This window comes from Nitrosomonas communis (assembly GCF_024102715.1).
Classification (GTDB): Bacteria; Pseudomonadota; Gammaproteobacteria; order Burkholderiales; family Nitrosomonadaceae; genus Nitrosomonas; species Nitrosomonas communis_B.
Map to the genome: position 1 here is coordinate 19,902 of NZ_JAGFJM010000109.1, position 13,261 is coordinate 33,162.

Consider the following 13,261-nt stretch of genomic DNA (forward strand, 5'->3'; position numbering starts at 1 on the left):
CACATTTCCCGCATCTCAGGGTCAGCTCCAGAATCAAGAATTCTTACTCTTATAAACAATAATCCCAATCGTCGCTCTTATTTTTCTTGATTCGCGACCCCAATGTGTTGTTTCAGAACGGCTTCTTGCTCTTAGCGCTTCAATCTGACGATAAAGGATGCGCCGCTGTTTCTGTTTGGATCAATAGATAAAGCACCCTCGTATGCCTGGGCAATATCACGCACGATAGCCAGACCAATACCATGACCTGGCATCGATTGATCGGCTCTCACCCCGCGTTCGATGATTCTGCCTATTTCCTCATGTTTAATGCCGGGGCCGTCGTCTGCTACTTTAAGCACGATATCGTCATATTCGTATTGAGCACAAATAGCAACAGTCTGCCGGCACCATTTGAAAGCATTATCTATCAGGTTCCCGAGTAACTCCATCAGGTCCCCTTCATCCATTCTCAAGCAAATCTCAGGCGCAATTTCAATGGCAATCTGTGGATCTTTCTCGTAGTGGGCGCGATTGACTGTGTTCACAATTTTTTCAACGACGGGGCGTAACGCAATCAGCCGTGTGCCAGGCGAACTGCCAGCAGTGGCAGCACGGCGCAACTGATATTGAATGATGTTATCCATCCGGTCAATCTGCTCATCGAACACGGTTTTGATCGTTGCTGAAAGATTTTCTGTTCTGATTGCACCTCGCAGGATAGCCAAGGGGGTTTTAAGGCTGTGCGCCAGATCGGCCAGTGCATTGCGGTAACGCTGCTGATGCTCCCGTTCGTGATAGATCAGCGAATTGATATTGTCGGTAATGCGTTTTAACTCGACTGGATAGACCCCTTGCACGCTTTCTTGCAAGCCGGCTTCGACCGCATTCAGTTCAGTTGAGACCTGCCGCACCGGCCGCAGCCCCCAGCCCAATACCAGCATCTGCATAATCAGTAATAGTAATCCCATCATGCTCAGCCAGCCCCATAAGTCTCTACGATAGCTGTCTATCTGCGCTTCTAGCGAGGTGCTATCTATGATCACGTGAAATGTAAACGGATAGTCACCTCCATCTGTTTCCCAGGCCACAGCAAAACTATAGATAAAATGAGGTTCATCATTAAGCAGGATCTGCTCGAATTTTCTCTCTCCCTCTAATAGAATAGCGCGTGACGGTAGCGGGATGCTCAAGGTAGAAAACGATTTCCAGACGGGTGTATTTTTTCGATCTGTAACGAATGCATAAACACCCGAATTGAGTTGCTCGAATTCAGTCAGGGCGGGAAGTTCTTCAGGCATGGATAAATTGCCATCGTCATCGACTTCAACCTCTCCCATCAGTAAAAAAAGCTTGCCGAGCATACGATCTTGCAGCGCCGTCTGAGCGCTATCGTAAAAGGCGCGATCCAAAGTCAAGGCAGTCCCAACAATAAAGATCAGCAGCACGAATGATGCACTGAGCAGGATACGTTGGTTGAGCGATCTCATGATGAAATTTTGATGGCAAAGCGATAGCCACGGCCACGTAGCGTTTCTATTGGATTGAGTTTCCCGTCTGGATCAAGTTTGCGGCGCAAACGGCCAATCATGACTTCCAGCACGTTACTATCATGACTGTCGTCGTGAGGATAAAGATAATCGGTAAGTGCTTGTTTGGAGATCACTTCACCCTGATGGCGCAACAAATGCTCCAGCAGGCGATATTCAAACGTAGTCAAATCCACAATCTCATCATTTAGCTTGACGGTTTGCTGCGTCATATCCAGCGTAATGGGTCCAGATTGCAATACCGTGTTTGGCACAGCGGCTGCACGGCGCAGTAGCGCCTTGAGTCTGGCCTGCAACTCCTCCATTTGAAATGGCTTGGCCAGATAATCATCTGCTCCCATCTCCAACCCTTTAACCTTGTCTTGCCAACTATTACGCGCAGTGAGAATGAGTATGGGTAGTAAGCTTCCTTGCTTTCGTAAAGCAGCAATCACTTCCAGGCCGGATAATCCAGGCAGGCCGATATCAATGATGGCTGCATCCAATGGATATTCACTTGCGATATACAAACCTTCCTTACCGTTATCACACGTATCAACCATATACCCATCTTCTTGCAGCTGCTGACAAATTTGCTTTTGCAGCTTGATTTCATCTTCAATAATCAAGATACGCATAGTGCCATTCCGGGATTTAAATAACTAAAGTTTGTGCCAAATATTCATTCAATGATGCGCAGGCATGATGATGCACATCTCATTTAAGTCAAGATTGCAATTGGACGGGATGACGTGTGACTGCTCAATGATTTAATGAGTAGCGATAACCGCACCGCTGCTCGCATCGATTGTCACAATATGCACGGTCCCTTTGCTACTGAGAATCTTGATACGATAACTATCAGCTGCACGCTGGACGGATAGCAGACGGCCTGGGACGTGTTGCTGGGCAATGGTGACTGCCTGTTGCTGGGTAATTTTCGTCTGATGATTGCTCGCCTGATAATAAAGAGGATTTCTCTGCGCACCAGCGATTGCAGAAGTGAAACCAGCGATAAAAATAGCCATCAGCAAGCAATGTCGATATGTCATCATTCTCTAAAAGCTTTAAGTCGCCCGGTAGCAGAATAAGCTTTCAGCTACCGGGTTTGAACCTTAATAGCCTAACATAAAACGGGCGTTTCCCGTGTTGATGCCCAGGAAAAAATTACCTGGCGCTGCGCCGTAATAACCGCCGTCATAAACCGGTGGATAATAAGGCTGGTTGTAATAGATATTCCGCGTGTTGTAATGATTATGCTGGATGTGACGATGCTTGTGTTTATGGTGCCGCGGTCCGCCATAACCATAACCACCATATCCTGGCCCAGGACCATAATAATGATGATGTTCATGATGATCGTGACGGTCATGATGATGGTGATGACGATGATGCCCTCTTCCAGCCTCAGCCGCCATAGGAACTGCCAAAGCAGCGCTTAACAACATGCCGGTCAGTAATTTAGCTGGCGTGATTATGTTTGTTCTCATTTTCAGTCATACCTCCTTGGTTGTTTTTTTATTGATCAGAATTTCTTCTGTTGACAGTCAATTTATACCGGAGACAATGAACGCAAGCTGAACAAGCTGAAAAAAATAAAAAAATGCGGCTGCAAATGCTTATGGTTTATTTTGTAGAAGCAATTTACCTGACGCTCTGCAGAAAAAATGAAGCAATTCCCGCTTGCTCTTTGAAGTTCATGCTTGTAATCTCTTGCTCAATGAGCGTGAAAGTGTCATCCATATCGGATGCAAGTAAAAAATATGCGGAGATTGGCTGCATTAGCAGCGTTATCCATTAACCAGATCAAGCGGGAGGAAAATTGAGTAGCTATCGCTTTATAGTGCGCAAAGCCGCAGTCCTGGGCGCAGGAGTCATGGGTGCACAGATTGCAGCGCATTTGGTCAATGCGAATATAGAAACATTGTTGTTTGAATTGCCCGCCGAATCTGGCGATCCTAGTACGCCTGCAACGAAAGCAATCGGCAAACTGAAAAAACTTGAGCCTGCTCCCCTTTCGGTAGCCTCCAAAGCAGCTTGTATTCAACCTGCCAATTATGACCAGCATCTCGGTTTGCTCACGGACTGTGATCTTGTCATCGAGGCGATCGCTGAGCGCATGGACTGGAAAACCGATTTGTATGCTAAGGTCGCGCCTTACCTCGGTCAACATACTATTTTTGCCAGTAATACCTCCGGCCTATCGATCAATCAATTAGCACAAGCATTCCCGGAGGAATTACGTCATCGCTTTTGCGGCATTCATTTTTTTAATCCGCCGCGTTATATGCATCTGGTCGAGATAATCCCTTGCAAGGAGAGCGATACCAGCATGCTCGATGACTTGGAAGCATTCTTGGTCACCTATCTGGGCAAGGGTGTTATTCGCGCGAAAGATACCCCTAACTTTATCGCTAACCGGGTAGGCGTGTTTTCCATGCTAGCAGTCATCCATCATGCGGAAGCCTTTGGTTTAGGCTTTGATCTGGTTGACAAACTGACGGGTTCGCTTATTGGCCGCCCCAAGAGCGCCACTTTCCGCACGGCCGATGTGGTTGGTCTGGATATTCTGGCGCACGTCATCAACACCATGCAAAATACCTTGGCTGATGATCCGTGGCATGCTTATTACACCCCTCCCGCCTGGCTGCAGGCCCTGATCGATCTGGGCGCGCTCGGGCAAAAAACTGGCAAAGGAATCTATCAGAAAATTGATAAAGAGATTCATGTGCTTGATCTTGCCACGAATAGCTATCGGCTTTCGGCAGATGCATTGGATGAAGATGTTGCCTCGCTCCTCAAACTAAAGAATCCAGTCGAAAAATTTTCGGCCTTGCGTTCCAGCGAACATCCGCAAGCGCAGTTTTTATGGGCGATACACCGTGATCTGTTTCATTATTGCGCTGTCCATTTGACTGCAATTGCAGACAATGCACGTGATCTTGATCTCGCTATCCGCTGGGGCTTTGGCTGGAACCAGGGGCCATTTGAAATCTGGCAAACAGCCGGCTGGAATCAGATTACTGCCTGGATCAATGAAGATATCGCTGCCGGCAAAAGCATGAGCAACGCACCTTTACCTGCCTGGGTAGAGGAAATAGGACAGAATGCCGTGCCAGGTGTGCATAGCGCGCAAGGTTCCTATGCACCACTCACGCATGCCATGCAGCCTCGCTCCACATTACCAGTGTATCGCAGACAGTTATTCCCTGACCGCTTGTCAAACGAAGAAAGAGTATATGGGGAAACCATCTTTGAAACAGACGCAGTACGCATGTGGCATACCGGTGATGAAATTGCGATCGTCAGTTTCAAAAGCAAGATGCACACCATTGATATCGAAGTGCTCAATGGATTGCAACAGGCGATCGAGGAGGCAGAGCATCACTGGCGTGCACTGCTAATCTGGCAAACCGAACCTCCTTTCTCGGCAGGCGCCAATCTGCAAAAAGCTACCGAGAAACCCAAAAGCGAGGAGCCACCCTCAGCTTTTGACCAGTTCATGAAGAAATTCAAGAAAACAGCGCAGTCTACTATATTACAAGCTGCGCGCAGCCTGGATCTGGCAGATGCACTGATGGCTGGCAAGCTTGCGGAAGTAGAAACGCTGATCACGCGCTTCCAGCAGCTGTCGCAGCATCTGCGATATTGCATGATTCCAACCGTGGCGGCAGTCGATGGACTTGCTTTAGGGGGAGGCTGTGAGTTCGTGATGCATTGTGATCGCGCTGTTGCCACACTGGAAAGCTATATCGGACTGGTTGAGGCAGGTGTTGGATTATTACCCGCTGGCGGCGGTTGCAAGGAACTGGCACTAAGAGCAGCGCGCAATGCCATAGATGACGATCCTTTTCCGCAGCTGAAGCATTATTTCCAGACAGTGGCAATGGCCCAACTCGCAAAAAGTGCTGAACAAGCAAAACAACTGGGTTATTTACGCCCGGCTGATCCCATCATCATGCATCGTTTTGAACTCCTCCATGCAGCGAAGATACAAGCACTTGCTCTGGCAGAATCAGGTTATCGTCCCCCTTTAATGCCGCGCGGAATTCCTGTCGCAGGCTCTACTGGAATTGCAACGATCAAAGGAACACTGGTCAATATGCTGGAAGGTCACTTTATTTCCGAGCACGATTATTTGATTGGCAGCAAAATCGCTCATGTCATGTGTGGAGGCGATTTGACACCAGGCAGTCTGGTTGATGAAGAGTGGTTTCTCAGGCTGGAGAGAAAAGCATTCATTGAATTGCTGGCTACAGAGAAAACGCAAGCACGCATCACGCACACCCTGAAAACAGGCAAGCCACTCAGAAACTAGTCAGACTGCTCAATACCTTATAACTAAAGATTGATGGAGAAAACCCATGGCTAAGCAAACTCAAGATGCCTATATCGTCGCGGCTTTACGCACACCTGTCGGTAAGGCTCCACGCGGAATGTTTAAGAATGTCCGTCCCGATGACATGCTTGTTCACGTGCTGCAAGCAGTGATGAAGCAGTGCGAAGGACTCGATCCGGCCGCAATTGACGATGTGATCGCAGGTTGCGCCATGCCCGAAGCTGAACAAGGAATTAATGTCGCGCGCGTGGCGTTGTTGCTGGCCGGGTTGCCCAACAGCATACCTGGCATGACGATCAACCGCTTCTGCGCATCTGGATTGCAAGCAGTGGCATTGGCTGCAGACCGTATCCGCCTGGGTGAAGCAGATGTCATCATTGCCGGAGGCACCGAAAGCATGAGCATGATACCCATGATGGGCAATAAGGTCGCCATGAATCCTGCGATGTACATGCATGATGAAAATGTAGCCATCGCTTATGGAATGGGCATCACCGCCGAGAAAGTGGCTCAGCAATGGAAAGTCAACCGTGACCAGCAAGATGAGTTTGCGATGACGAGTCACATGCGTGCGTTGCAAGCAATTGAAACGGGTGAATTCAAGCAGGAAATTGCTCCCTACCCTATTGAAGAAAAAAGACCTGATCTAACCTCGCATGAAACCATGACCGTAAAATCGGTAAAGGATACGGATGAAGGACCACGCGCCGATACTAGCCTGGCAGCGCTTGCAAAATTGAAGCCGGTATTTGCAGCCGATGGTTCGGTCACGGCAGGAAACAGTTCACAAATGTCTGATGGCGCAGGTGCAGTAGTCATGATGAGCGCAGCTGCATTGCAACGCTTCAATCTCACGCCAATCGGCCGGTTTATCGGCTACTCAGTAACTGGTGTTCCACCTGAGATAATGGGAATAGGTCCTATCAAGGCGATTCCCAAAGTACTGAAGCAGGTTGGCATGAAACAGGATGATCTTAACTGGATCGAGTTGAATGAAGCATTTGCTGCACAGAGTCTCGCGGTTATCAATGAACTTGATCTGGATCGCGCCAAAGTCAATCCGCTGGGAGGAGCTATCGCTCTCGGCCATCCCCTGGGCGCAACCGGCGCGATCCGCGTAGCGACGTTGCTGCATGGATTGCGTCGCCGCCAGCAGAAATATGGTATGGTTACCATGTGCGTAGGCAGCGGAATGGGGGCAGCCGGCGTATTGGAAGCACTATAAGCGAGCTGATTAGATTGTCTTTTCTTAGCGTGAGAACCGAAGAAATTGATTCTTCTCTAATAAGAAGTATTCAGTCTCTGTAGCTTTGTTTTTTTCTGGATGAATTCTACTCGATGAAAGCACCCTCCTACAGCTTCTGCCACGCGCTGGAATTCAACAGCAAGAATGTCTCGGGGAACGATAAATACTTGACTAGCGCCTGATCTGAAATAAACCAGAACTCTCATGATATCTCTCCCAATAACTTGTTTTTTGTTTTATCCAATATTCCTCCTGGCGAGAAGTCCCCGATTTTTTTCGCTGATAGCAAGATAAATGGAGGCTTTTACCACCTCATGCAGAAATGGACGCCCTGGGAAAAATTGCTTATTGCAAGCGTGTGCAATACTATTGCTGCTGGCTGGCTTTGCATGCGCATAACTTGTCTCCCTCATGGCAACCCGTTTTGTTATATTAAAAATAGCGATATCCTGGGATAACACTCAGGTAGTTGAATAACCACCCCATCGAGACTAATTGCCAACCACAATCAATAGACTATATTAAAATGGCAAGCGATTGAATACGTGCAAACACGTAAAGGCTGATCCTGAGATATTGCCTGCCCTACTCAGCTTATTCATGCTCATTCCATTTCTACATCAAAACTTATTTTGTTGATGTAGAAATGGAATGACTGAAGTTTTTTATCAAAAAATGGGGAACATTCATGCTATTTGTGGCTCTCATTACCAGAGCAACAATAAGAACTCACGATGGCGGAGGTTGTAGCGCTTGTGTTAGCGAAGCACTGTATGGTGTGTATTTATACACCTTATCAAGTCCATTCTGCCGCAGGCAATAGCTTCGGTATCACTCAGGTAAAGCGCACATTTCATGAATTTCGTGAATCAAATTAAGGCCAGCCAGATGGACTGGTAGAATGTAGGTTTTGGCAGCAGCCAGTCCACGCAGCTCACGAAATTCGTGTGCTCATTTGATATCTGACAATCTGTCAGCAGCAAAAGCTCAGATTTTAAAATAACCGTATAAGATTCCTAATAATAATCCACATCATCTTACCCACAATTTATGGCTCAATATGTTTTAACCATGAATCGTGTGAGCAAGGTTGTTCCACCTAAGCGCACGATTCTTAAAGATATTTCACTCAGTTTCTTTCCCGGTGCAAAAATAGGATTACTCGGCCTGAATGGCTCGGGTAAATCTACTTTATTAAAAATAATGGCTGGGGCAGACAAGGATTTTGAGGGTGAAGTTACGCCCATGCTTGATCTCAGAATTGGTCATCTGCCGCAAGAACCACTCCTTAATCCAGAACAGACGGTACGCGAAGCAGTGCAGGAAGGATTAGGCGAAATATTCAGCGCTCAGCAAAAGCTGGAAGAAATCTACGCGGCTTATGCTGAGCCAGATGCAGATTTTGATGCCCTGGCTGCAGAACAGACACGCCTTGAAGCCATCATCGCAACCAGCGGCGGCGATACCGCCCAGCAAATGGAAGTGGCCGCTGACGCCTTGCGTCTTCCTGAATGGGATACTGTCATCAAGAATCTTTCCGGCGGGGAGAAACGCCGCGTGGCATTGTGCAGATTACTGTTATCAAAGCCAGACATGTTATTGCTGGATGAACCGACCAACCATCTCGACGCTGAATCGGTAGAATGGCTGGAGCAATTTCTGGTACGCTTTCCTGGCACAGTAGTTGCTGTGACGCACGATCGCTATTTTCTTGACAATGCCGCCGAATGGATCCTGGAACTCGACCGTGGTTACGGTATTCCCTGGAAAGGTAATTACTCAAGCTGGTTAGAACAAAAACAAACTCGCCTCAAACAGGAAGAATCTTCTGAATCTGCCCGACAGAAAGCACTCAAAAAAGAACTGGAATGGGTGCGACAAAACCCCAAAGGACGGCAAGCCAAGTCGAAGGCGCGGATTGCCCGTTTTGAGGAACTTAACTCACAGGAATATCAGAAGCGCAACGAAACACAAGAAATTTTTATCCCGGTGGCTGATAGACTGGGTAATGAAGTGTTTGAGTTTACCAATGTCTCCAAAGCGTTTGGCGATCGATTGCTGATCGATAATTTAAGTTTCAAAGTCCCACCTGGCGCCATTGTCGGTATTATTGGCCCCAATGGCGCAGGTAAATCAACATTGTTTCGCATGATCATGGGACGCAAGCAGCCAGATTCAGGCGAAATCAAAATAGGTGAAACAGTCAGAATCGCTTACGTCGATCAGGCGCGCGACATACTTGATGGCAACAAAACCGTTTTCGAAGCAGTGTCAGATGGGAATGACATCCTCACCGTCGGTAAATATGAAACGCCATCACGCGCCTACATTGGCCGTTTCAATTTTAAAGGCCCTGACCAGCAGAAAATGGTTGGGCAGCTTTCTGGAGGAGAGCGTGGCCGCTTACACCTGGCAAAGACACTGATTTCAGGCGGTAACGTGTTGCTGCTCGACGAACCCTCCAATGATCTCGATGTGGAAACACTGCGCGCACTGGAAGATGCGCTGCTGGAATTTGCCGGTTGCGTCCTGGTCATTTCGCACGATCGCTGGTTTCTGGATCGTATTGCCACGCATATCCTGGCGTTTGAAGGCAATTCGCAGGTGACTTTCTATGCTGGCAATTATCAGGAATATGAGGCCGACAAGCGCCAGCGTCTAGGTGAGGAAGGTGCTAAACCAAAACGCATCCGCTATAAACCAATTGCACGCTAATCAAGTCATAGGTCACAGTTATCAGAAAAATGCCCCATGCGCTCAAAATATGGACATTGCTCACAGGCACCATACGCTATGAAAAAATCATTTCAACACGTAATCGTGGCCATGGCCAGTGGATTGAAGCGCCTATACTGGCTTATCTGATTGAAACGCCCAATGGTCGTATCCTGTATGACGTCGGCTGCGACTATCGCAAATTGACTGAGACCAGCCTGTGTGCACATTATTTTGATTGCATGCGCCCTACCGTTGAAGCACCCAAGATGCAGGCAGATCAACGCATTCCACACTACCTGGAACGATTAGGATTAACACCTGCCGACATTGATTTAGTGTTTCTCGGCCATCTGCATTTCGATCACGCAGGAGGATTATGTGATTTGCCTGACTGTGAAGTTCACGTGCATCGAGATGAACTGGCTGCAGCCCGGACAGGGCTGGACGGCGGGATATTTTCCGATGAGTTGATTAATTCAGATCAATGGCACTTACAAACCGGTGAATATGAGCTAACTCCAGGAGTACAAGCCATTACTACGCCCGGTCATACTGCCGGGCACATGTCACTGCTCATACGCTTACCCAAAAGCCGTCCCGTCATCCTCTGTGGTGATGCTGCTGATTTAAATGAGAATTTATCTGACGAGATTGCACCTGGTTGTTGCTGGCAAAATAACGTGGAACAGGCCCTTGCCAGCATACGCAAGCTCAAATTGCTTGCCCGCAGCGAGCATGCCCAGCTATGGCCCAACCACGATATGATCTTTTTCAAATCCTTACCTGAATTTCCACTATGGTGCGATTGATATAGAATTAATCCAGTGGATCACTAAATACCTTGATCGATTTGTACAAATAACTATCTCTGCTGGTAATTTTTTAAAAAACCAGCCGTCTAAAATCAATCTATTTACCGGCAAATTTGTTTTAAAATAATGAGTAAATTCCCAAAAAACTGCTGATGCCGGCGCTTATTCTTAATTAATTACCTCTGTTATTTAATATTTTTTAATCAATCATTTCCGAATCTTTTGCAATAAGTAAATGAATATGCGCAATAAAATCCCACGTGTCGGTTTCGTTTCGCTGGGTTGCCCCAAGGCGACCGTAGATTCCGAGCGCATCCTGACGCGTCTACGCACGGAAGGATATCTGATTTCACCCAATTACGAAGATTCCGATGTGGTTGTGGTCAATACTTGTGGCTTTATTGACAGTGCTATTACCGAATCGCTCGATGCCATCGGCGAGGCACTCACTAAAAACGGCAAAGTCATTGTCACGGGCTGCCTTGGTGCAAAAGGAAATGTTGTGAAACAGGCACATCCTAATGTACTTGCAGTCACCGGCCCGCAAGCCACCGATGAGGTTATGGCAGCCATTCATGCCCATTTACCCAAGCTGCACGACCCCTATATTGATCTGGTGCCGCCCCAAGGAATAAGACTGACTCCCAAACATTACGCCTATGTAAAAATTTCTGAAGGTTGCAATCATCGTTGTACCTTTTGCATCATCCCCAGTATGCGCGGCAACCTCGTCAGCCGCCCCGTAGGCGATGTCATGCAGGAAGCGCAAAGCCTGGTGGATGCCGGCGTGAAGGAATTACTGATTATTTCACAGGATACCAGCGCCTATGGGGTTGATCTAAAATACCGCAGCGGATTCTGGGGAGGTAAATTTGTTAAAACACGCATTACTGAGCTTGCCCAGGCAATGGGCGAACTGGGTGTGTGGATACGCCTGCATTATGTCTACCCTTATCCTCATGTCGATGAACTCATTCCGCTGATGGCAGAAGGTAAGATCACTCCCTACCTGGATATTCCCTTCCAGCATGCGAATGCGCGCATTCTAAAATTGATGAAACGCCCTGCAGACAGCGAAGATATACTCACCCGCATCCAGCAATGGCGGACGATCTGCCCTGATATCACGCTGCGCAGCACATTCATCGTCGGCTTTCCGGGTGAAACAGAGCAAGAGTTTGAAGAATTGCTAGCTTTTCTTAAAGCTGTCCAACTGGATCGTGTTGGTGCGTTTACCTATTCGCCAGTTGAAGGTGCAGTCGCTAACGATTTGCCCAATCATGTTCCCTCCGGATTGCAGCAAGAACGTTTAGCCCGCTTAATGGCGATACAGGCAGAAATTAGCGCACACCGTCTGGCACAGAAAATAGGTAGAACCATACAGGTGCTGGTTGATGAAGTCGATGACCAAGGTGCGGTGGCACGCAGTCATGCCGATGCACCGGAAATTGATGGTTTAGTCTATGTGCAAAACGGACAATCACTACACCAGGGTGACGTGGTAACAGTACGGGTCACCCATTCTGATGAGCATGATCTCTGGGCAGAGACCATTTGATCGGTTGGTGATAACCGCTATCTTTCTTTGAAAGGAGAAATATTTTGGAATTGATATTATGGCGCCATGCAGAAGCGGAAGATGGATTTCCCGATGCCGCACGTAAATTGACTGAAAAAGGGTTAAAACAAGCACACAATATGGCGCAATGGCTCAAACCCAGACTACCCAAGAATACACGCATTATTGTCAGCCCTACTAAACGTACGCAACAGACCGCTTTGGCGCTCAGCGGTGATTTTGAAACCATAGAGGAAATCGGAACGAGTGCCACCGCCGATAAAGTGCTTATCGCTGCTAATTGGCCTTACGCCGAAAGTACAGTTTTGGTAGTCGGCCATCAGCCTACTCTGGGAAACGTGGCTGCTTCATTAATTTGCAACAACAGTGCTGGTTTCAGCGTCAAAAAAGGCGCAATCTGGTGGTTTAGCTATAAGCAGAGCGCTACTACTGAAAATACCATCTTACGTGCCGTCATCAACCCCGACATGGTATAAACGTATCGATACATGCTCTTTCTTGAATTAAGCCATGGCGCGCTTGCTTCTTTTCAACAAGCCTTATGGTGTCATTTGCCAGTTTACACCACAAGCAGGATATCAATCGCTAACCGATTTTATTCCAGTACCTGATTTTTACCCGGCTGGCAGACTGGATGCTGATAGTGAAGGATTAGTCTTACTCACCAATGATGGAAGATTGCAGCACCGCATCACTGATCCCAAATACAAGCAGTCTAAAGTATATTGGGTGCAAGTAGAGGGCATGCCCGATCAGTCAGCGCTCAAATTTTTGCATGAAGGAATATTGTTGAAGGGTTATAGAACCCAGCCTGCGAAAGCCCGTCTAATGGATGAACCAGTTTATCTTTGGCCAAGAATCCCAGCGATACGCTCTCGCAGAAATATCCCTACTTGCTGGCTAGAACTGACTCTTACTGAAGGAAAAAACCGGCAGGTGCGGCACATGACAGCAGCAATCGGGTTTCCAACACTGCGCTTGATTCGAGTCGCTATTGGCAAATACACCCTGGCCAATCTCACACCGGGACAGTGGCGTATTGTTGAATAATTTCACTTA

General features: G+C 47.6%; 12 protein-coding genes. 7 read left to right on the top strand and 5 right to left on the bottom strand.

What is annotated here, in order from left to right:
• Positions 1-131 precede the first annotated feature (131 nt).
• The 4 genes from J5I83_RS10670 to J5I83_RS10685 all read right to left on the bottom strand — a co-directional run bounded on the left by J5I83_RS10670 (position 132) and on the right by J5I83_RS10685 (position 2,998).
• Positions 132-1,469 carry an ATP-binding protein gene (locus J5I83_RS10670; RefSeq protein ID WP_304055845.1) on the bottom strand — a complete coding sequence of 446 codons (1,338 nt, stop codon included), beginning with the start codon at positions 1,467-1,469 and terminating at the stop codon, positions 132-134.
• Entirely contained in the window at positions 1,466-2,146 is a 681-nt protein-coding gene (locus tag J5I83_RS10675; protein WP_304055847.1) for a response regulator transcription factor, read from the bottom strand. Before J5I83_RS10675 ends, J5I83_RS10670 begins: the two co-directional genes overlap by 4 nt.
• Before the next feature lie 132 nt (positions 2,147-2,278).
• Positions 2,279-2,563: a PepSY domain-containing protein gene (locus tag J5I83_RS10680; protein ID WP_304055849.1), complete on the bottom strand. Its 285-nt coding sequence runs from the start codon at positions 2,561-2,563 to the stop codon at positions 2,279-2,281.
• Positions 2,564-2,623: 60 nt separating this feature from the next.
• On the bottom strand, positions 2,624-2,998 hold the full coding sequence (locus J5I83_RS10685; RefSeq protein WP_304055851.1) for a hypothetical protein: 375 nt from the start codon (positions 2,996-2,998) through the stop codon (positions 2,624-2,626).
• Between the two features lie 332 nt (positions 2,999-3,330).
• On the opposite strand from J5I83_RS10685, the gene J5I83_RS10690 reads away from it, so the two are divergent.
• Together J5I83_RS10690 and J5I83_RS10695 are read left to right on the top strand one after the other, a co-directional pair.
• Entirely contained in the window at positions 3,331-5,826 is a 2,496-nt protein-coding gene (locus J5I83_RS10690) for a 3-hydroxyacyl-CoA dehydrogenase/enoyl-CoA hydratase family protein (RefSeq protein ID WP_304055853.1), read from the top strand.
• A 46-nt stretch (positions 5,827-5,872) separates the two neighbouring features.
• A complete protein-coding gene (locus J5I83_RS10695) occupies positions 5,873-7,072 on the top strand; it encodes an acetyl-CoA C-acyltransferase (protein ID WP_304055855.1) in 1,200 nt (399 codons plus the stop codon).
• Between the two features lie 56 nt (positions 7,073-7,128).
• On the opposite strand, the gene J5I83_RS10700 is transcribed toward J5I83_RS10695, so the two are convergent.
• Positions 7,129-7,299 carry a hypothetical protein gene (locus tag J5I83_RS10700; protein ID WP_304055857.1) on the bottom strand — a complete coding sequence of 57 codons (171 nt, stop codon included), beginning with the start codon at positions 7,297-7,299 and terminating at the stop codon, positions 7,129-7,131.
• Between the two features lie 844 nt (positions 7,300-8,143).
• Here J5I83_RS10700 and ettA point away from each other — a divergent pair.
• The 5 genes from ettA (at position 8,144) to J5I83_RS10725 (ending at position 13,252) form a co-directional block, all read left to right on the top strand.
• Positions 8,144-9,808, top strand: a complete 1,665-nt coding sequence (gene ettA, locus J5I83_RS10705; protein WP_304055859.1) for an energy-dependent translational throttle protein EttA — start codon at positions 8,144-8,146, stop codon at positions 9,806-9,808.
• Positions 9,809-9,837: 29 nt separating this feature from the next.
• Complete coding sequence (locus J5I83_RS10710) at positions 9,838-10,620, top strand: N-acyl homoserine lactonase family protein (RefSeq protein ID WP_304055861.1); 783 nt, start codon at positions 9,838-9,840, stop codon at positions 10,618-10,620.
• Between the two features lie 244 nt (positions 10,621-10,864).
• A complete protein-coding gene (gene rimO / locus J5I83_RS10715; protein ID WP_304055863.1) occupies positions 10,865-12,181 on the top strand; it encodes a 30S ribosomal protein S12 methylthiotransferase RimO in 1,317 nt (438 codons plus the stop codon).
• A 44-nt stretch (positions 12,182-12,225) separates the two neighbouring features.
• On the top strand, positions 12,226-12,678 hold the full coding sequence (locus J5I83_RS10720; RefSeq protein ID WP_304055866.1) for a histidine phosphatase family protein: 453 nt from the start codon (positions 12,226-12,228) through the stop codon (positions 12,676-12,678).
• Between the two features lie 34 nt (positions 12,679-12,712).
• Positions 12,713-13,252, top strand: coding sequence for a pseudouridine synthase (locus J5I83_RS10725; protein ID WP_304055868.1), 540 nt, complete (start codon positions 12,713-12,715; stop codon positions 13,250-13,252).
• Positions 13,253-13,261 lie beyond the last annotated feature (9 nt).